Annotated in this window: 19 protein-coding genes; 10 read left to right on the top strand and 9 right to left on the bottom strand. The window is 40.4% G+C overall.

Annotated elements, in window-relative coordinates; genetic code table 11:
- The first annotated feature begins 24 nt into the window (after positions 1-24).
- From V7K67_RS28090 to V7K67_RS28070, 5 genes are all read left to right on the top strand, one after another.
- The gene (locus V7K67_RS28090) at positions 25-981 is read left to right on the top strand and encodes a glycosyltransferase family 2 protein (RefSeq protein WP_334731734.1); all 957 of its coding nucleotides are present in this window, start codon (positions 25-27) and stop codon (positions 979-981) included.
- Between the two features lie 60 nt (positions 982-1,041).
- The gene (gene hpsU, locus V7K67_RS28085; protein ID WP_334731733.1) at positions 1,042-1,623 is read left to right on the top strand and encodes a hormogonium polysaccharide biosynthesis acetyltransferase HpsU; all 582 of its coding nucleotides are present in this window, start codon (positions 1,042-1,044) and stop codon (positions 1,621-1,623) included.
- Between the two features lie 480 nt (positions 1,624-2,103).
- Positions 2,104-4,500 carry a hybrid sensor histidine kinase/response regulator gene (locus V7K67_RS28080; protein WP_334731732.1) on the top strand — a complete coding sequence of 799 codons (2,397 nt, stop codon included), beginning with the start codon at positions 2,104-2,106 and terminating at the stop codon, positions 4,498-4,500.
- A gap of 1 nt (position 4,501) precedes the next feature.
- Positions 4,502-4,756 carry a hypothetical protein gene (locus V7K67_RS28075; RefSeq protein WP_335169355.1) on the top strand — a complete coding sequence of 85 codons (255 nt, stop codon included), beginning with the start codon at positions 4,502-4,504 and terminating at the stop codon, positions 4,754-4,756.
- Positions 4,756-5,232 (top strand): hypothetical protein, encoded by a 477-nt coding sequence (locus V7K67_RS28070; protein ID WP_334709244.1) that lies wholly within the window; start codon positions 4,756-4,758, stop codon positions 5,230-5,232. Before V7K67_RS28075 ends, V7K67_RS28070 begins: the two co-directional genes overlap by 1 nt.
- A gap of 27 nt (positions 5,233-5,259) precedes the next feature.
- On the opposite strand, the gene V7K67_RS28065 is transcribed toward V7K67_RS28070, so the two are convergent.
- The 3 genes from V7K67_RS28065 to V7K67_RS28055 all read right to left on the bottom strand — a co-directional run bounded on the left by V7K67_RS28065 (position 5,260) and on the right by V7K67_RS28055 (position 7,761).
- Positions 5,260-5,658 (bottom strand): nuclear transport factor 2 family protein, encoded by a 399-nt coding sequence (locus V7K67_RS28065; protein WP_335169353.1) that lies wholly within the window; start codon positions 5,656-5,658, stop codon positions 5,260-5,262.
- A gap of 38 nt (positions 5,659-5,696) precedes the next feature.
- Positions 5,697-6,704: a zinc-binding dehydrogenase gene (locus V7K67_RS28060; protein ID WP_334731729.1), complete on the bottom strand. Its 1,008-nt coding sequence runs from the start codon at positions 6,702-6,704 to the stop codon at positions 5,697-5,699.
- A gap of 262 nt (positions 6,705-6,966) precedes the next feature.
- Positions 6,967-7,761 (bottom strand): aspartyl/asparaginyl beta-hydroxylase domain-containing protein, encoded by a 795-nt coding sequence (locus V7K67_RS28055; RefSeq protein WP_334731770.1) that lies wholly within the window; start codon positions 7,759-7,761, stop codon positions 6,967-6,969.
- 116 nt (positions 7,762-7,877) lie between these two features.
- Between V7K67_RS28055 and V7K67_RS28050 the strand changes: the two genes are divergently transcribed.
- Positions 7,878-9,362, top strand: coding sequence for an amidohydrolase family protein (locus V7K67_RS28050; RefSeq protein ID WP_334731728.1), 1,485 nt, complete (start codon positions 7,878-7,880; stop codon positions 9,360-9,362).
- 136 nt (positions 9,363-9,498) lie between these two features.
- On the opposite strand, the gene V7K67_RS28045 is transcribed toward V7K67_RS28050, so the two are convergent.
- From V7K67_RS28045 to V7K67_RS28030, 4 genes are all read right to left on the bottom strand, one after another.
- Positions 9,499-10,407, bottom strand: a complete 909-nt coding sequence (locus V7K67_RS28045; RefSeq protein WP_335169350.1) for a DUF4437 domain-containing protein — start codon at positions 10,405-10,407, stop codon at positions 9,499-9,501.
- 78 nt (positions 10,408-10,485) lie between these two features.
- Complete coding sequence (locus V7K67_RS28040; protein ID WP_334709239.1) at positions 10,486-10,785, bottom strand: protealysin inhibitor emfourin; 300 nt, start codon at positions 10,783-10,785, stop codon at positions 10,486-10,488.
- 230 nt (positions 10,786-11,015) lie between these two features.
- On the bottom strand, positions 11,016-12,095 hold the full coding sequence (locus V7K67_RS28035; protein ID WP_334709238.1) for a M4 family metallopeptidase: 1,080 nt from the start codon (positions 12,093-12,095) through the stop codon (positions 11,016-11,018).
- A 415-nt stretch (positions 12,096-12,510) separates the two neighbouring features.
- The gene (locus V7K67_RS28030; protein ID WP_334709237.1) at positions 12,511-13,227 is read right to left on the bottom strand and encodes a class I SAM-dependent methyltransferase; all 717 of its coding nucleotides are present in this window, start codon (positions 13,225-13,227) and stop codon (positions 12,511-12,513) included.
- A gap of 201 nt (positions 13,228-13,428) precedes the next feature.
- Between V7K67_RS28030 and gloA2 the strand changes: the two genes are divergently transcribed.
- Both gloA2 and V7K67_RS28020 read left to right on the top strand, forming a co-directional pair.
- Complete coding sequence (gene gloA2, locus V7K67_RS28025; protein WP_334709236.1) at positions 13,429-13,815, top strand: SMU1112c/YaeR family gloxylase I-like metalloprotein; 387 nt, start codon at positions 13,429-13,431, stop codon at positions 13,813-13,815.
- A 50-nt stretch (positions 13,816-13,865) separates the two neighbouring features.
- Entirely contained in the window at positions 13,866-14,285 is a 420-nt protein-coding gene (locus tag V7K67_RS28020; RefSeq protein ID WP_334709235.1) for a GNAT family N-acetyltransferase, read from the top strand.
- 142 nt (positions 14,286-14,427) lie between these two features.
- Here V7K67_RS28020 and V7K67_RS28015 read toward each other — a convergent pair whose 3' ends face one another.
- Both V7K67_RS28015 and V7K67_RS28010 read right to left on the bottom strand, forming a co-directional pair.
- Positions 14,428-15,033 carry a Uma2 family endonuclease gene (locus V7K67_RS28015; protein WP_335169347.1) on the bottom strand — a complete coding sequence of 202 codons (606 nt, stop codon included), beginning with the start codon at positions 15,031-15,033 and terminating at the stop codon, positions 14,428-14,430.
- A 353-nt stretch (positions 15,034-15,386) separates the two neighbouring features.
- Positions 15,387-16,463 carry a PIN/TRAM domain-containing protein gene (locus tag V7K67_RS28010; protein WP_179067375.1) on the bottom strand — a complete coding sequence of 359 codons (1,077 nt, stop codon included), beginning with the start codon at positions 16,461-16,463 and terminating at the stop codon, positions 15,387-15,389.
- A gap of 546 nt (positions 16,464-17,009) precedes the next feature.
- Here V7K67_RS28010 and hemW point away from each other — a divergent pair.
- Both hemW and V7K67_RS28000 read left to right on the top strand, forming a co-directional pair.
- Positions 17,010-18,239, top strand: a complete 1,230-nt coding sequence (gene hemW, locus V7K67_RS28005) for a radical SAM family heme chaperone HemW (RefSeq protein WP_334731725.1) — start codon at positions 17,010-17,012, stop codon at positions 18,237-18,239.
- A 10-nt stretch (positions 18,240-18,249) separates the two neighbouring features.
- A complete protein-coding gene (locus tag V7K67_RS28000; protein WP_334731724.1) occupies positions 18,250-19,137 on the top strand; it encodes a UTP--glucose-1-phosphate uridylyltransferase in 888 nt (295 codons plus the stop codon).
- Positions 19,138-19,283: the final 146 nt, after the last annotated feature.

Below are 19,283 nucleotides of genomic sequence, written 5' to 3'. Positions count from 1 at the left end.
TCCTAACTCCTAACTCCTAAATATATGCCATCTAAAATACCAGTTTCAGTACTAATTCCAGCAAAAAACGAACAAGTAAACTTGCCTACGTGCCTCGCTAGCCTTAGCAGAGCAGATGAAATATTTGTAGTAGATTCTCAAAGTACCGATAACAGTATTGAAATTGCTAAAAGTCACGGTGTAAATGTCGTGCAATTCAACTTTAATGGGCGCTGGCCCAAAAAGAAAAATTGGTCTTTAGATAATCTACCTTTTCGGAACGAATGGGTACTAATTGTAGATTGCGATGAGCGCATTACCCCAGAACTATGGGAAGAAATTGACCAAGCAATTCAAAACCAGGAATATACAGGTTATTATCTCAACCGCCGCGTGTTCTTCTTAGGCAAATGGATTCGCTATGGTGGTAAATATCCCGATTGGAATCTACGTTTATTTCAACATAAAAAAGGTCGCTACGAAAATCTAAATACAGAAGATATTCCGAATACTGGTGATAACGAAGTTCACGAACACGTGATTTTACAGGGGAAAGTTGGGTATCTTAAAAATGATATGCTCCACGAAGACTTCCGCGACCTTTACCACTGGTTAGAAAGACACAACCGTTATTCAAACTGGGAAGCCAGTGTTTATTTTAATATTCTCACAGGTAAAGATGATAGCGGTACTATTGGCGCAAATCTATTTGGTGATGCCGTGCAACGCAAGCGCTTTTTGAAAAAAGTGTGGGTACACCTGCCATTTAAACCAATTTTGCGGTTTGTTTTGTTTTATATTATTCAACGCGGTTTTTTAGATGGCAAAGCCGGATATATTTATGCACGCTTGCTAAGTCAATATGAATATCAAATTGGCGTTAAACTTTACGAATTACGTAACTGTGGTGGTCACTTAAATACTGCAACTATCCCGAAGGAGGGAGCAGGGGAGCAGGAAAGCAGAGAAGCAGAAGGAAAGTTATTGACCATTGACTCCTAAATGTACCAATTTTGAATTTTGGATTGAAGGAAAAATTTAAAATCTAAAATCTAAAATTAAATGACTAACGATCAACCTTTTGTAGATTTACGCAAATATGACCAATCTTGGTTTGACCGGGGGCGTCCAGGTTGGTATGTTTTATTCTGGTGGTTTGTACAAGCGATCGCTTTTCCCCTCACTCCTCAACCTTTAAATATTCTGCGTTGCGCTCTGCTAAGACTATTTGGCGCTCGGATCGGCAAAGGTGTATTAATTCGACCTACCGCCCGCTTTACATACCCTTGGAAAGTTACGATTGGCGACTATAGTTGGATTGGAGATAACGTAGTTTTATACAGCCTAGAGCAGATCTACATCGGTGAACATTGCGTAATTTCCCAAAAAAGTTACCTATGTACTGGTAGCCACGATTTGCGAGATCCTGCCTTTGGGTTAAAAACAGCAAGTATCGCCATTAATAATGGTGTATGGGTAGCAGCAGATTGTTTTGTTGGGCCAGGAGTGCAAATCGGGGCTAATGCCGTAATTGGCGCTCGTAGTAGTGTTTTTACTAATATGCCCTCTGGACAGGTTTGTTGGGGAAGCCCCTGTCGTCCCAAGACGGTTAGGATAAAACTTGATCTCTCCACAAACTCGTGATTTTATAGATAAACATTGTAGGGGCATACAGCTAGCTGTATGCCCCTACTTTTCTATATATATATATATTTGCTTTTGGAAAAGGAAAGTGCGATCGCCACAATCTTATAGCTAAAATTGCAAGTAGCATAGGCATATCCTGCACTACTTACAATTTGCAGTGCTATAACCCAGAGGCTATGTATTTTTTACGCACATAGCAGGTGCTTATGTTTCCAACCTATAAGCTCTACTTTCAGTAGATGAGGATAAATAAACATAACTATACTTCTGTCATTGCGTTCGCGTAGCGTCTCGTAGAGAGGAGGCACGACGTTCGCGCAGCATGTCGCAGACAATTAATCACAAGGGTTTAGGAATTTTTACATTTTGTTGCATAGCTAGGTTTATTCATACTTACCCACTTAATAGTGCCAAATATTTTATTTTAAAGGCAAACAAGTTCGATAAGTTTTAAAAGAAATTTTATAAGAGGCGATTATGAATTTAAATAACAATGAAAAAGACGTAATTTTAATAGTTGATGACAACCCAGTTAACTTACAGTTATTGATCGATTTGTTAGAGTATTACGGCTTTAAAGTTTTAGTAGCGGAAAATGGGAGAAATGCCGTTGGTATGGCAGAATATGCCTTACCTAATCTAATTTTATTAGATATATTAATGCCAGTAATCGATGGTTTTGAAACCTGTAGACTTTTGAAAGCAAATCCAGCTACTCAAGACATTCCCGTAATATTCATTACTGCCATGAATGACAAGGTGGATAAAGTCAGAGGTTTGAGTCTTGGCGCAGTAGATTACATCACTAAACCTCTAGAACATGAAGAGGTTTTAGCTAGGATAAATACGCATTTACGTTTACGAAACCTGACAAAAACACTTACAGAGCAAAATAAACGTTTAGAGATGGAAATCTTGGAGCGGCAGCAGGTAGAAGAAAAACTACGATGTCATTCAGATGCCTTAGACGAATGGAACAATAGATATCAAGCACTAATTCAAGCGAGTGGTCAGATTCTCTACGACTGGCATCTGCATACCAACGATATTCAATACGGTGGTAATGTAGAGGGAATATTAGGTTACTCTATACCTGAGATGTTAGGAGGTTTGAATCGTTGGCTAGAGTTGATTCATCCTGATGATAGAAACTTCTTTAACGAAGAAGTTAAACGTGTTTTAACCACAAAAGAACGATTCCATCTTGAATTTCGGGTATGTTGCAAAAATGGCACTTACATCACAGTTGAGGACAACGGGTATATCTTTTTAGACTCTACAGAGAAAGTTGCTCGAATGGCGGGCTTTATAATTGATATTACCGAACAACAAGCTGCGCTGCGCGAACGTAAAGAAGCAGAACAAAAAATCCGTGAGCAAGCAGCTTTGCTTGATATTACAATAGACGCGATTATCGTTCAAAATTTGGTTAACCAAATTCAATTTTGGAATAAAGGGGCTGAACGTCTCTACGGTTGGATGGCAGAAGAAGCAATAGGCAAGAATGCCAATCAGCTTTTGTATCGAAAGCAAAGTCTTTGCGAACTGAAAAATATCCAGAAAATATTAGCTGAGAGTGGTTCATGGCAAGGTGAGTTACACCAAGTCACAAAACAAAGTAAAGAGATAATTGTTGCTAGTCGCTGGACGTTAGTAAATGATGATGAAGGACAGGCTAAATCCATCCTGATTGTCAACTCCGATATTACAGAGAAAAAACAACTCGAAGCGCAGTTTCTCCGGGCCCAGCGAATGGAGAGTCTTGGCACCCTAGCAAGTGGCATCGCCCACGATCTCAACAATGCACTGACTCCCATAATGATGACAGTACAACTTTTAGAGGCAAAGCTCCCCGATGAAAAAAGTCAGCAATGGCTGACAATCATGGAAACAAATGTTAAACGTGCAGCAGATTTAGTTAAACAAGTGCTGTGGTTTTCACGCGGCTCTGTAGGTAACTTTAAAACCTTACAGGTAGGGAATATAATTTCAGAAATTGAAAATATTGTTAAGCAAACATTTTCCAGAGCGATTGAAATCCGCATTGATGTTCCTGGGCAAAACCTGTGGAATATCTTTGGCGATGCTACTCAGCTACATCAAGTACTAATGAATCTCTGTATTAATGCTCGTGATGCTATGCCTCATGGCGGTATCCTAAAGATTTATGCGAAGAATTTCTGGGTTGATAGCTACTATGCCCGGATGAATATTGATGCTAAGGTCGGTTCTTACGTGATGATTAGTATCTGTGATACAGGTACAGGAATTGCCAGAGAAATAGTAGATAGAATTTTTGAGCCATTTTTCACAACAAAGGAACTGGGTAAAGGTACAGGGCTTGGTCTTTCAACAGTGCTTGGCATTATCAAAAGCCACAGCGGTTTTGTGAATGTAGTTACTGAAGTGGGCAAAGGCACTGAGTTTCAGGTTTGCTTACCCATAACGCAGACAATCGATACAGATGAGAAACTGGCTGGAAATCAGGAATTACCAGCAGGGCATGGAGAATTGATTCTTGTTGTTGATGATGAAGATTCAATTCGAGAGTTGACTCAAACCTGGTTAGAAAAAAATGCCTATAGAGTTTTAGTAGCTAACGATGGTATTGATGCGATCGCACTATACGCAGAACATCAACAAGAAATTAGTGTGGTGTTGGTTGATATGATGATGCCATATATGGATGGGCCAACAACTATCAATGTTTTGAAAAAAATTAATCCAGACATCAAAGTTATTGGTGTTAGTGGATTAGCCTTCAATCATGAAATGATTAAAAACCTTGGCAATAGTGTCAAAACCCTTTTATCCAAGCCCTACACCTCAAGGGACTTGTTAATAAATTTACAGATGGTAATTAGCACAAAGTAGATTGGGGATTGGGGATTGGGGACTGGGGACTGGGGATTGGGGACTGGGTATGGGGATTAGGGACTGGGGATTGGGGACTGGGGACTGGGTATGGGGATTGATTATTTCTCCCTCATCTCCCTCATCTCCCTCATCTCCCTCATCTCCCTCATCTCCCTCATCTCCCTCATCATCCCTCATCTCCCTCAACCTCCTGAATCCTCAAGCAAGAGCAGTGGTAATATATTTTCATGGCTGCTCTAATCCTTGCTATTGATGAACAAACTATTGGATGAAACGCTGTCAATCAAAATTGCTGAACTGATAAACAGCAGAGCTAGTACTCCGTTTGATAATGCTTACAAAGCTGCATTGTCCACTGAAGGAGCAAGATATATTCAGGGATTTTTGGCTTTTGCTGGGAAGCCATACAGACCTGTTGAACACAGTTGGATTGAACTAGGCAACGCTTCTGATATCCGTATTATCGATCCTACATTACCGCATCTGAACAAAGATCCCCAATCACTCTGGTATTTTGCAGCACATAGTCTGACTATTAAAAAACTGAAAGCCATCATTGAAGAATCAAAAGAAGATTATCCAGAAGATGACCCATTGCCAATTTATGGCGATCCACCTTATGAATATTATGGTGATGTGATGTTGGGCGGTCAAGACTATTTGACGGCATATCAAGCCGCAGAGGCTAAGTGCAAAGAAATCAACGAACTCAACCCTGAGAGAAACTAAATTAAATAATTCATAATTACGAATTATTTAATATGATTTACCATCGCTGCCAAAGTATTCTCTATAGCCACAAATTTTGTCTCCGCGCACATCAAAAGAGACTGCTACCCGATTTTTGTAGGGCTGTCCGAATAAAGGGCCCTCGTCCCGAAACTCAAAGACAGTAGTCGTTTCATTACTTGTAACACGGTCTAGACCAGTCAGCTTCAACCCAGGACTAAAGGATTCAAAAACGTACTCGAAAAACTCCCTAGCTCGCTCTTTTCCCACATTTAAACCGTGAAATTTACCCATTGGAAACCAAAGGGTAAAATCTTCTGTGAGCATATCTAATAAAGCTTCCCACTCCCCAGTTGCCATACCGTGTGTAAGATTATCAAATGCCTGCCGAGCAACTTTTAAAGTATTTTCTGAATCTTGTGTCATTCTCACTCCCAACTAGATATAAGCTAATACTGTGTTACTTAAAATCTCACAACCACTTTGCCACAATTCTGACCACTGAGGAGATATTGTATAGCATCGGGTATGGATTCTATACCTTGAAACTGTGTTGGGTCAACGGCAACTTTAAGTTTGTCTGTGTAATAGAGGTTTAAGAGGCGATCGCTTGCCTCTGGCATATATTCTTTATAATGAGCCATGAGGAAGCCTCTCACGGAAGCTGCTTTCCAAGATAGCTGGTGATAAAGGCGTGGCTGTGTAATTTGTTCAACATTATTTGCGTATTCGGAGATAAAACCAACTACTACTAAACGTCCCCGCACTGCCAAGTTTTGAACACAAGTATCAAATACTGCTTTACCTACAGACTCAAAAATCAAATTAATCCCATTGGGGTATTCTTGCTTGAGGACTTGATTGAGGTTTTCTGTGCGATAGTTGATAATGCGATCGCACCCTAATTCTCTCAGTAATTTTGCCTTCGCCTCAGAACTACAAGTACCAATGACATGATTCCCAGCTAGCTTTGCCAATTGCACCGCAATATGACCAGTTCCCCCAGCGGCGGCTGTCACTAAAACCACTTCATTACTTTTCATCTCCCCCACTTGTTCCAGTGCCACCAAAGCTGATACACCTGTAGGCATTAGTGTTAGCAACTCTGGCGTTGCTTCCCGCACCTTCACCCCTAAGCTTGCATCAATAACCTGATATTCTCGATAGCCGCCACCACGCGCTGTAGTTACTACAGCATCACCTATTTGAAAATCTTTGACATTTTCACCGATAGCGACAACTTCCCCCACAGCTTCCACACCTAAATCGAAGGGAGGAATTAAGTTAATATATGGAAGATTACCACGACAAAGTAAAGTGTCAAAGCCACCGTTAATGCCAGCAAATTTATTTTGAATTAAAATTTCATTAACAGCAGGTTTGGAAATAGGCATTTCGACAATTTCAACAGCAGATTTAAAATCTGGATTCAGTTGTTTCGCTCTTAATTTTTTGTAAGTTTTGAAATTCATTGGTAGAAGCAATTAGGCGCAAATTATTTGAGGCTATGTTAATAAATCTAAATGTAGTGGCATGGCAAGCAAAAAAAATGTGCATTAGACGTAGGTAGGTTGGGTGGAGCGGAGCGCAACCCAACATATATCAGGATGTTGGGTGACGCAAAGCCTCCACCCAACCTACAATTTTTTTTACAACATTTTAGCCTTGCCACACCAGTAGGGTGCGTTATGCTTTCAGCTAACGCACCATCAACTCAGGTGCATTACACTAAGCTTATAAAGCTTTATTCCACTCTAATTGATGAGTTAAACCGTACTTGATAAAATCTTCTACTTTCGCTTGATCACTTTTACCAAAAACACCTAAGCTGTAAGGATTCTCTTGCATACGTTGGGTGACTTGCTCGTTCTCAAATTGGATAACTTCTTCTCTTGGTTTGTCCGGCTTAAAAAAGTCTACAACCAAAACAGTTCTATCATAATTAGTGTAATTATGCGGGCAGTGTGGATAGCTATGATCTAAAATTAGGAATTTGCCTTCATGCCAATAAAGCTGCTCATGGCAGATTTTCATAGCTACATCTCCCTCTGGTACAATCAATCCTAGATAGCCACGATTTGTATGAGGGTTGTAGTTCACGTGTAGCTTGATATCCAAGCCTGGATGGAATGTCCCAAAATACACATTTCTGATGATTTCATCATCATTAAAGTTGACTTTTTCTATTAATTTCGCCAAAGTTGGGAAATATTTCTCTCTTAAGGCAAGTGCTTTTTGTGATGCTTCTTCTGGCCCATAATCAGGATATTTTATTTGATGTACTTGAATATATTTTTCGATAAACATACCTTGAAATAAAATCCCAAAAGCACTGTATTTGGCATCACCCTTAGTTTTAATCGTTTTACTTTTAGGGCCAAGAATATCGTAAGCCAGTTTTAAATCCTCATGAGATGCCTGTTTAATAAAGTGTGTAAACTCGTCTCTAATCGCTTGCCAGTTATCTTGAAAACTTTTAAGAAAAGTAAATTCCTTTGGCTCTATATGATACTCATTAAAACTTTCCATTGTCTTTTCTCCTGAAGCTGATTTCATAAAAAACCGTTATATGATGATGGGATTTGGTCTTCGTCCCGATTCGATGTTGGAATTCCTGACTAACTCATTTTTGTGTGAGGTATACTGTGTCTGAAACTCCCGTATTAGATCAAATTATCAAAAATGTGCGGGTAGTTCGTCCCCATCAGGATGCAATCGAACTACTTGATTTAGGAATTCAGGATGGAAAATTTGCTCAGATTGCCCCTAATATTAGCCCAGACACAGGCAAAAAGGTATTTGATGGCAAAAACTTGTTGGGCTTTCCTGGGGTTGTGGATGCCCACATGCACGTTGGTATCTATCAACCCCTCAACCAAGATGCTGTGACTGAAACCAAAGCAGCTGCAATGGGAGGCGTAACTACTAGCTTAAATTACATCCGTACAGGGCAGTATTATCTTAACAAAGGCGGCTCCTACCGTGATTTTTTTCCAGAGGTGTTGGCCTTATCCGCAGGTAATTTTTTTGTAGATTATAGCTATCACATTGCACCTATAGCTAGCCAGCATATTGATGAAATACCTTTATTGTTTGAGGAACACGGTGTCTCTTCGTTTAAAATATTCATGTTTTATGGAGGCTATGGGTTACATGGTTTGTCAGACCAGCAAAACCTCTTTTTGATGATTAATAAAGAGGAACGGTACGATTTTGCCCATTTTGAATTTATTATGCGTGGTCTAACTCGCTTGATGGCAGAACATCCAGAAGCGCGAGATACTATTAGTTTGAGTTTGCACTGCGAAGTTGCAGAAATTCTCAACGCCTATACCAAAATAGTTGAAAATGATTCTAGTCTTAGTGGATTACACGCTTACAGCGCAGCGCGTCCACCTCATTCCGAAGGTTTAGCAATTTGCATTGCTTCTTATTTAGCAAATGAGACTAACTGTGCAAATATCAATTTGTTGCATCTGAGTTCGCGTAAGGCAATGGAAGCAGCTTTGACTATGCAAACTGCTTTTCCCCATATCAACTTTCGGCGAGAAGTTACTGTCGGACATTTGTTATTAGATGTCGATACCCCGAATACAATTTGGGCAAAAGTCAACCCTCCAATCCGTCCTCGTGCCGATGTAGAATACTTATGGCAAGCAGTATTGAACCATCAAGTAGATTGGATAGTTAGCGACCATGCTTGCTGTTCTGCTGAACAAAAAAGAAGTGCTAGAGACCCGAATAATATTTGGTTAGCAAAGTCTGGTTTTGGCGGTACAGAATATTTACTTTCTGGTGTATTTAGTGAAGGTAGTAAGCGAGGAATGTCTTACAACCATATCGCTAAGTTGCTATCTTGGAACCCATCGCGGCGCTTTGGTTTGTTAGAAAAAGGTGATATTGCTATTGGCTATGATGCTGATTTGGTATTAGTAGACCCCAATGAAAGCTTTGTGGTATGTGCGGCTGAGTCAGAGTCACACCAAGGTTATACACCTTTTGAAGGAATGGAGTTAACTGGAAGGGTAAAAAGTACCTTTTTACGGGGAAATTTGATTTACAACAATGGAGAGGTTCTAGGTTCACCTATTGGGCGCTATTTAAAAAGACCTTCTAGAATTTCCACATAGAAACCTTGCTGCTTCCAATAAGCTTGGGTTAAGGGCTACTGGCAACAATTTTGGTTTTCTAGACGCGATAAATCGCCGTCTCTACAAGTGTTTTGTTGCTCATTCTGAACTGTACTGGTTTATAAACTGTTGTTTATTAGTGTGGATATGACAATACTGTTCCAATCTTTGACAAATCCCTATCGACTCGGACAAAGAATAAGCAACCATCATCTGTTCTGTGCCAAGGAACAATAGAAAAACTAGAAGCATAGCTAAACCAATCTTTTACAAATCGAAAATCTCCTATATCACAGTATCCAGCCAAGCAATATGCTTCTTCATTATAAGATTGAATCATTGAATGCCTGCCATCATAATGTGGCAAGACACCAAGCAACCATACTCCACCTCCGTTACTATCTTTTCTTAGGTACTTTTTTTTAGATACTTCAAATTGAACTGTATCTGTCTTAGCCCACGGTAGTAATTTACTATCCAATGCAGGGATGAAGTCACCCAATTTAGCATCTGGATGATCGTTTATTGCATTTTGATATTTTAATGGAATCGGGCCGTTCTCCATCCAGAGTATTTCAACTTCTTCATTGCCTAGCACTTTCCAAGGGCCTACTTTCACTCCTGCGGGAATAAAGGAGTAGCTATGCTTGTTTAATTGCCACTCACCAAATTGAATTGCACCCCTGAGTATAAAAATCTCTAAATCGGCAGTAAAGAGGCCAGAAGGTGCTTCAAAATGAGGCGGTAAAACTACTTTTGAAGTGGATGCACCACAATTATTCCATGTTAGCGATCGCCTGCTACCAAATGGTACATTATCTGGCATTCCAGTCACTCGCCAACCGTGTTCTACTGGTAAGATACTTGCATCAAAAAAATGGTATTGACGAGGTAGATACTTTTCAGAGATGGCTGTACGCCTTCCTGATAGGTTCATGCGCCCTCTTCCGTCTCCACCCCAATCCTCTTTTACAGATTCTAGATGTAAAAAATCATCAGTTTGGTTTTCTTCTGCGGAATTAAAATTTATATTCTCTTCACCCACAACTTCACTTTCTCCTGTTGAATTTTAGATTGTGTTAACTGGATTTTCTTCTAAAAATTCAATTGCTAATTCAGCAAATCACCTTTTCTGTGCTACGGTTTGGAACCATTCAATTAGAGGTCTTAAGGTTCCTGGCAATGCTGACTCGCTGACAGTCACCGTATGCTGTTTACCGTTATCTTCTACTGTTAACTTATACTGAAAGCGATCGCTCTGGGGATTTGGTGAGGTAATTAGTTCAGGTAGCCTAAATAAATCAGCGACTTCCACCAATCGGGGAAGTGTCGCCGCTTCATGTGGTGGGAGAGTTTCTGTATCAACAGTTGTCTTCTTGCTGATGCCGGCAAAGCCGCCGGTGCGTTCAAATGATACTCGCATTTTTTGATCTCCGTTGTGTTATTTAGTTGAGATAAATACAAAAATTGGGAGATGATAGTTCTCACCTCCCACTTTAGCAACAAGAAACAACAGATTTATCAGTCCTGAGTACTGACTATTTACAGACGCGATTAATCGCGTCTCTACTCATCACTCTTGTACAGACGCGATTAATCGCGTCTCTACTCATCACTCTTGTACAGACGCGATTTATCGCGTCTCTCCTAACTCTAAATAACTCCTACCTTTTGCCAAGCATTCTGCACAGCTTTTTGCTCATTACTGCCATTACCGTAGAGTTCGCCAGCAATTTGAATGGTGACACTGGCTGCTTTTTTAAAATCTGCTTTGGCAGACAAGCGATCGCGTAAAGCTATATACCAGATTTTACCAGCTTTTTCCCAGGCATAGCCACCAATCTCAACAGCCGCAAGATAAAAGGCATAGTTAGGGATTCCTGAGTTGATATGTACCCCACCGTTATCATCAGTACCAGTATACTTATCTTTGACATGGGCTGGTTGGGGATCTTTACCCAATACTGGATCATTATAGGCTGTTCCTGGTGCTTTCAGAGAGCGGAGGGCAACACCTTTGATAGTCGGTACCAAAAGACCTTCACCAATCAGCCAATCTGCATTTTGTGCTGTGTGATTTTTGATCTTTTGTTTCACCAAGGAACCAAAGACATCAGAAAACGACTCATTCAATGCCCCTGGTTCGCCATAATACTGTAAACTCGCTTGATACTGGGTTACACCATGAGTTAGCTCATGCCCAATGACATCAATTGACTTGGTGAAGCGTTGAAATAGTTCTGCATCGCCATCACCATAAACCATTTGGTCGCCGTTCCAAAAGGCATTGTCATATTTAACGCCATAATGCACGGTGGAATCTAAACGCAGTCCTTTGTCATCAATGGAATTGCGATCGAATATCTCATGAAACAAGTCATAGGTAGCACCAGCCGCATCGTAAGCTTCATTCACTGCTGGGTCGCTGCTGGGGGGGTCTCCCTCACCCCGCACTAGTGTACCAGGGAGTTGCTGTCCATTTTTGGCGTCGTAGATGGTGCGGCGCTTCTCACCTGGAGAAGGCGCAAACGAGATATTACCTACGACGTTTCTTCGTCCCAAAAATTGCGCCGAAATATTTAATGTATGAAAAGCCCAAGTACGCTGTTGGGGATTGCCATTCACCACGACATTTTTAAGTATATGGGGTGGGACAATACAACAAATAGGACATCTAGAGTCAAGTGAATGCTCATCCTTGAACCGGGCTGATTTCTTTTTATTTCGAGCCATCCAAGATATTCTCCTTTTAAAACTAAGTGATTCTTACAGTGGCTTTAACTCCACTAGAGAAAAGAGCAGAAAAACAAATCCAATTGCGTGCCCCTGGTTTATTTCCTGAAGAAAATTTTCTACTTTGTATTTTTGGATAAATCTGTGGAGTACGGATAGTACCCTTATGGGTTACTTCTGATGTGGAAATATTGCATAAAAACACAAAGCAAGCTTAATTACCGGAAGTTTCAGGCGAAATCCTTGTGTGAGTTAGCCAAGACCTCCTTTACAGACCTAATGCGTTTATATATTAGTTCTTATCAAGAGAAATAATGATATTTATTGCTGTTTTGTTACTATCAAGCTGTTAATCCTATAAATACCCATTAGAAATAGGCGAATCTCAAATATGGGTATCCAAAACCGTAATTGCTCACAGCCAGCCACCAAACACCGCTAGACCATAATATTTCCAAGGTACTGCAACTGTCTTAAATCCGGCTTTGCTCAACATTTGTAAATGAGCATCCAAGGTAGCTAGCTGGTCTTGACTGGAGTAACCTTGGGTGCTAGTTGCGCCAAGCCTCGCGCGAATCTCTGTCAAACTAGTTCCTTGTTGAAGTGACCATTCCTCTCGTACTACTTTGTAAACTTCTGCTAGGACTGGTGATTCTGGTAAAGTGGGGTCTGCATTCCAAAAACAGCCGTCTTGAGTAAGGCTAGCAGCAATTTGCTCAAATAACTTCAATTTCATCTCATCTTGGAGATGGTGAATTGCTAGAGATGAGACACAAGCATCAAATTCACTACCAATATCCAAGTTTTCTGGATTATTTGCCCAGTCGCCAAAGTCTGCTTGTATGCCAGTCCAACGTTGTTGATATCCAACTGCTGTGATTTTATCTTGGGCAAATTGCAGCATTCGAGGTGAGTAATCTAGGGCAATTACTTGAACGTCTGGATAACGGTTGAGTATCTTGAGACTAAGTTCACCTGTGCCACAGCCTAATTCTAAAATACGCTGACTTGTCGAAGGTAGACAACGGCTAATTACTTCCAGGATCTCATCGTATCGTGGTAACAGTTGGCGAATACCAGTGTCAAAATCCGCAGTGTTGGTGAATACCTCACCAGGAAATAACTGTTGCATAGGGATTGGAAGTAAGAGATGCACTAATTAATAGAATAGCACTAAGATAAGCTCAAAGGTTTGTGTAGTATCGTTCCCAGTCTCCAGGCTGGGAATGCGTTCCGAAAGGTTCTAGCTCTCATCAAGCCCTTGTCTTGCAAAGACAAGCAAAACTCTGCTAAAAGTGCTACAGGTAAATGATTTGTAGATTAATAAATTCAAATGAAAACCACTGGCATTCATCATGTAGCTATTATTTGTTCTGACTACGATCGCTCCAAAAAATTCTATGTTGAAATTTTAGGCTTTTCGATTATTCAAGAGACTTTTCGCGCTGCCAGGAATTCTTATAAATTAGATTTGAAAGTTGCAGAAAATACTCAAATAGAACTATTCTCTTTTCCCAATCCTCCGCAACGATTTAGTAGTCCAGAGGCTTGTGGTTTAAGACATCTTGCTTTTAAAGTTGATGATATCGAAGAAACTGTTTTTTACTTAAACTTGCAAGGTGTAGAAACAGAAAATATCAGAATTGACGAAATTACAGGTAAAAAATTTACTTTTTTTAAAGATCCAGATAATTTGCCATTAGAGATTTATGAAAATTAGGCTTCAATATGTTAACCAGGGGATATAGACTATCTGATACCAAGACAATCATGAAACTGTTTTACGATACAATTCATGAAATCAATATTTGCGATTACACTCAAGAACAAGTCAATACTTGGGCACCCGAAAATATGGATTATGAAGTTTGGCACAAAAGATTACAAGCCAAGCTTCCCTACATTGCTGACATTAATGGTGAGATAGTTGGGTTTGCAGAATTAGAACCAGATGGTCACATTGATTGTTTTTATTGCCATAGCAAATACCAAAGAAAGGGTATTGGCTCAAAACTCTTAATTCATATAGAAAATACTGCAAAATTAGAAGGAATTAAACGGCTATATACAGAAGCGAGTATTACTGCAAAGCCATTTTTTGAAAACAAGGGATTTAGCATAGTCAGGGAACAGCAAGTAGAACTGCGGGGAGTTTGGTTTCAAAACTATGTAATGGAAAAATACCTGTGAATTTTGACAATATCTGCAAACTTTTAACTGAAAACTTCTCCAGCGACTTCGCTACTTGGTTATTAGGCTACGCCTACGCACCAGTCTAATTACGACTTCTTGTTGCCAAAATTGCTATATAAATCTTCTTCTGCACCTACACTTAACGAGGCAGAATGTCATCTAAGCGAAGTTGAATACCAGATAAAAGCAGCGAGTTAATTAATTGATTGAGTCGGTATTGTTGTTGAGTATAAGTGTCTTCAACCAATTGACAAATAGTGAATGTAGGTTGTTTGGGTTTACCAATAAATGCTATACCGCCTAATCCTCGATAATCGACAATCCAATATTCAGGGATGCCTAAAAGCGCATATTCTTCAACCTTTCTTGCATAGTCAGTTTCCCAGTTAGTGCTAACGACTTCCACCACCAATTTAATTGAACGTCCAAGAGTAATTACGGGTTCTCGCTGCCAAAGGGGTTCACGATCTAAAACGGTTTCATCAAGAACCACAATATCAGGACGACGAACTGTAGCTGTATCTGCAAAGGGGTAAATTAAACAAGTGCGAGGAATAAACCAGGGGAGTTGTTCTGCAACAAGATAGATGCCAATTTGGGTTGCAAGTTTGTCACTCACCGTTTCATGCGGGCCAGTGGGTTCCATGTCAATTAATTCTCCATCTGCTAGTTCATAGCGGGGATTGTCTTGATATTGGGAGATAAAATCTTCAAATGTGAGGGTTTTTGGGGAGATATATGTCATGAAAGTCAATCTCCTGAAGGGAAGTTGTTTTGATTATAAGTCAACTTTACGGCATAAAATTTTGTCTGTACTGGTTTAGTTGTGACTGTCTGCATTAGCAATAAATTAGTGGTGCTAGCAAATACAAAAGTAGATAATGAAGTTATGTAAAAATATTAACCATAGTGCAAATGCGCTTCATAATGCTCAGAATGCTAATAACTGATAACACCAGTTTAATTAATTCTTAGCTCTCTACGAGACGCAACAACAGTATTTGCAGATAACTGAGTCTGATGAATCCAAATAAATAATCGGTGCAGTCAACCTGCACCGATTGGACAATTTATATTTAATTGCACCGGACATTTCCCTCACGCCAATGCTGAAGCTTGGGGTTTGGCAAAAATCATTCTTCCTGCTGTGGTTTGCAAAGCACTGGTAACTACTACTCGCAGTTCACCACCCACATAATTGCTGCCTTCTTCAACGACTACCATTGTGCCGTCATCTAGGTAGCCAATACCTTGACTGGGTTCTTTGCCTTCCTTGAGAATTTTTAAATCAAGGTTGTCACCAGGTAAATAACTGGGACGCACGGCGTTCACTAAATCATTTACATTCAAAACTGGTACTTTCTGAACACTGGCAACTTTAGACAAGTTGTAGTCGTTGGTTAGCAATGTACCGCTGATTTCTTGGGCAAAGCGCACTAACTTGGCATCCACTGTGGGAATATCGTCGTAGTCAACTCCATTAATCAGGATGCGATCGGGGTAATCTTCCTTAATGCGGTTGAGAATTTCTAGTCCTCGTCTTCCTCGCACCCGTTTTTGATCTTTGCTAGCATCGGCTACTTGTTGGAGTTCTTGCAAGACAAACTGCGGTACGAGAATTTGTCCTTCTAAAAACCCTGTTTCTAGTAAGGCTTCAATACGACCATCAATAATGCAGCTAGTATCTAAAACTTTGGTATTTGCTGGTTTTAGCGTTCCTTCCACAACCATCGATTCAACGGTGTTGGGATTAATGAATCGCAATAAGCCTCGCCCGTGGGTGTCTGCCAAATTCATGCCAGTGACGGAGAGGATAATACTACCGACAACTGCCACCAATGGCTTAATAAATCCAAAATCCGCCGGGATGGGTAGTAAAAATAGTGGGGCTAGCATGAGGTTAGCTAACAATAGCCCAATCACTAACCCGATCGCACGCGTTAAAATTACTTCTAGAGGCATTTCTTTGACTTGTGCCTCCAAGCGACGATATGTCGTCTGGAAACTCAGCCCGATCGCACCACCAATAATAGCAGCAAAGACGGCAACAACTAAGCGTAAAGCTTCTAGATTCGTTACCTGATCTAGCGCCCCATTGGGTAGTAGTTCAATGCTGTAGAACCCTATTCCCGACGCTGCGAGGATAAATGAGAAAATGATAATTGCGTCAAGCATGGTTGTCTTGTTTTCCTACAACTGTGTTCACCGATCAAGTTAAGTATGTTTTATTGTATCGGTAAGATAGACTAATGAATATTGACTTACACTAAGGGTTTAGGCTGACAATATCTGCAATTATTATAACTAAAGGCTCTTATCTTAATATTTTTCATTGTTTCTTTGTAAAACGACAAAAATTTGTAAATAAACTACTCATTTTGTAAGAATTCAGAATTCAGAATTCAGAAGACCTTGATACCCAAACTTAATAAGTTTAATAAAATCAAGAAGTTATTGCACGCTTGATTTTACGATTATTCTGGCTCCTGGCTCTTGGCTCCTGAATTGTTATACCAATTTAATGTGAAGCTGCACTAAATGAGTAACTCTCTATTCTTGGCCCTCTTCTCTAACGAGACGCTACGCGTTGGCGGAGCCTCTCGTAGAGAAGGCGTACTTGGCGGTTCGTTTAATATTCTGTGCATCTTCATACAAAATTGGTATTACCTCATTTTTATTGTCTCTAATTTGCAGTTGGGTTAACTCCAAACTTTTCTCAAAATGAGTCAAAACTTTAGTATTTCTGGAATTGTGAGTTCTGCTTATCTGCATATTCCTTTTTGCAGACGGCGGTGCTTTTATTGTGATTTCCCGGTGTCTGTTGTGGGCGATCGCTTGCGGGGCGAAACATCTGGTACTATCTCCCAATATGTTGAGGTGCTATGTCAAGAAATTGCCATGACCCCAGCATTTGGTCAACCTCTGAAGACAATTTTCTTCGGTGGTGGTACTCCTTCGCTGCTATCAACAGAGCAGCTACAACGTATACTGAGAGAGCTACAAAAGCATTTTGGGATTGCTTCTGGGGCAGAGATTTCTATGGAAATTGACCCAGCCACCTTTGATTTAGCCCATATAGCAGGCTATCACAGTGCAGGCGTAAACCGGGTAAGTTTGGGTGTACAAGCCTTTCAAGAAGAATTATTGCAGAAGGCAGGGCGATCGCACTCAGTTGCAGATATTTTCGCAGCTGTGGAACTGATTCACCAAGTCGAGATTCCCCTATTTAGCTTAGACTTAATTTCTGGGTTGCCGCATCAGTCTTTGGATCAATGGCAGGATTCTCTAGAAAAAGCGGTGGCGATGTCTGGCGACAAGTCGCTTCTCTCCGAGACGCTACGCGAAGGCGCCTACGCACCCACTCACATTTCCATCTACGATCTCACTATTGAGCCAGGTACAGCCTTTGGTCGTTACTACAAACCTGGTGATACTCCAATGCCTACGGATGAAGCCACAGTCAAAATGTACCTGATGGCGCAGCAGATTTTAACTAGTGCTGGTTATGAGCATTATGAAATTTCTAATTATGCTCAACCTGGTTATCAGTGTCGGCATAATCGAGTTTATTGGGAAAATCGCCCTTATTACGGCTTTGGGATGGGTGCGGCGAGTTATGTTGAGGGAAAACGCTTCACTCGTCCGCGCAAAACGAAGGAGTATTACCAGTGGGTACAAGCTGGCGGTGTGATTGATTGTGATGTGACTCCCCCAAAGGAAGTATTGTTAGAAACGTTAATGTTGGGGTTGCGTTTAGCGGAGGGTGTGAGTTTGGCAGGGTTGGCGGAGGCGTTTGGCGAAGAGAAGGTGGAGGAAATTTGCCAGTGTTTGCAAGAATATTTTGAGAATGGTTGGGTAGAAATTGCAGAGGGAAGGTTGCGTTTGATTGATCCCCAAGGCTTTTTGTTTTCTAATGTGGTGTTGGCGGAGTTGTTTGAAAAGTTGGGGTGACGATGCATTTATGCAAAAAAATAAAGTTAGAAAAGCTGTGATTCCGGTAGCTGGTTTCGGTACTCGTTTGTTTCCAGCTACCAAGGTTGTGAAAAAAGAACTTTTCCCGATTATCGATCGAGATGGTAGGGCAAAACCTGTGATTTTAGCAATTATTGAAGAGGCAATTAGTGCTGGAATTGCAGAAGTAGGGATTGTGGTGCAGCCAGATGACAAAGAAATCTTTGAAGATTTATTGAAAAAGCCACCCAAAAAAGAACTTTTAGATAAACTTTCACCGCAAAATCAAGAATATAGCCGATATCTCGTAGATTTAGGTAGCAGAATTACCATTCTGTTACAAGAGGAGCAATTGGGCTATGGGCACGCGGTATTTTGTGCCAAAGATTGGGTGCAAGATGAGCCATTTTTGCTCATGTTGGGCGATCATATTTATGCATCTGATATTGAAAAATCTTGTGCTAGTCAAGTTTTAGATGTTTACGAAGGAGTTAATCAAAGCGTTGTTGGCTTAACTACAATGCCAGCAGAAATTATTCATAAAGCTGGGTGTGTAACAGGAGTTTGGCAAGAATTAAACTCGATTTTGTCAGTTACACAACTCTATGAGAAGCCTACTATCGAGTATGCGCGACAAAATCTGAGTGTAGAGGGAATGGCAGCAAATGAGTTTTTAGGTATATTTGGCTTATATTTACTTACTCCAAAAATTTTTGAATTTCTAGCAGAACATATCAACCAAAATTTCCGAGAACGAGGTGAATTTCAGTTAACATCCTGTCTGGCAAGATTGCGTCAGGAAGAAAAAATGACAGGATATGTTGTTAAAGGAAAGTGTTTTGATACAGGTTTGCCAGATGCTTATCGCCAAACCATGATTGATTTTAGAAATTTCTAGATAAATCTTAGTTCAAAAAGTATTGGGCGACTAGAAGTCGCTACTACACTAGCATTGTCCACCTCCGTGGACTAAGAGAATTTGAGTTACTAATAGCCATTAATTACGAATTACGTTAGCGCAGCGTTAGCAACGAAGGAGCGTCA

Source organism: Nostoc sp. (assembly GCF_036917155.1).
In the GTDB taxonomy this organism is placed as follows: Bacteria; Cyanobacteriota; Cyanobacteriia; order Cyanobacteriales; family Nostocaceae; genus Nostoc.
The sequence above is the reverse complement of the archived record's forward strand: the minus strand, read 5'-3'. Positions and strand labels throughout refer to the sequence as shown.

Coding starts and splice junctions, on each gene's coding strand:
- V7K67_RS28090 (WP_334731734.1), top strand. CDS start 25: ATGCCATCTAAAATACCAGTTTCAGTACTAATTCCAGCAAAAAACGAA.
- hpsU (WP_334731733.1), top strand. CDS start 1,042: ATGACTAACGATCAACCTTTTGTAGATTTACGCAAATATGACCAATCT.
- V7K67_RS28080 (WP_334731732.1), top strand. CDS start 2,104: ATGAATTTAAATAACAATGAAAAAGACGTAATTTTAATAGTTGATGAC.
- V7K67_RS28070 (WP_334709244.1), top strand. CDS start 4,756: ATGAACAAACTATTGGATGAAACGCTGTCAATCAAAATTGCTGAACTG.
- V7K67_RS28065 (WP_335169353.1), bottom strand. CDS start 5,658: ATGACACAAGATTCAGAAAATACTTTAAAAGTTGCTCGGCAGGCATTT.
- V7K67_RS28060 (WP_334731729.1), bottom strand. CDS start 6,704: ATGAATTTCAAAACTTACAAAAAATTAAGAGCGAAACAACTGAATCCA.
- V7K67_RS28055 (WP_334731770.1), bottom strand. CDS start 7,761: ATGGAAAGTTTTAATGAGTATCATATAGAGCCAAAGGAATTTACTTTT.
- V7K67_RS28040 (WP_334709239.1), bottom strand. CDS start 10,785: ATGCGAGTATCATTTGAACGCACCGGCGGCTTTGCCGGCATCAGCAAG.
- V7K67_RS28035 (WP_334709238.1), bottom strand. CDS start 12,095: ATGGCTCGAAATAAAAAGAAATCAGCCCGGTTCAAGGATGAGCATTCA.
- V7K67_RS28030 (WP_334709237.1), bottom strand. CDS start 13,227: ATGCAACAGTTATTTCCTGGTGAGGTATTCACCAACACTGCGGATTTT.
- gloA2 (WP_334709236.1), top strand. CDS start 13,429: ATGAAAACCACTGGCATTCATCATGTAGCTATTATTTGTTCTGACTAC.
- V7K67_RS28020 (WP_334709235.1), top strand. CDS start 13,866: ATGAAACTGTTTTACGATACAATTCATGAAATCAATATTTGCGATTAC.
- V7K67_RS28015 (WP_335169347.1), bottom strand. CDS start 15,033: ATGACATATATCTCCCCAAAAACCCTCACATTTGAAGATTTTATCTCC.
- V7K67_RS28010 (WP_179067375.1), bottom strand. CDS start 16,463: ATGCTTGACGCAATTATCATTTTCTCATTTATCCTCGCAGCGTCGGGA.
- hemW (WP_334731725.1), top strand. CDS start 17,010: ATGAGTCAAAACTTTAGTATTTCTGGAATTGTGAGTTCTGCTTATCTG.
- V7K67_RS28000 (WP_334731724.1), top strand. CDS start 18,250: ATGCAAAAAAATAAAGTTAGAAAAGCTGTGATTCCGGTAGCTGGTTTC.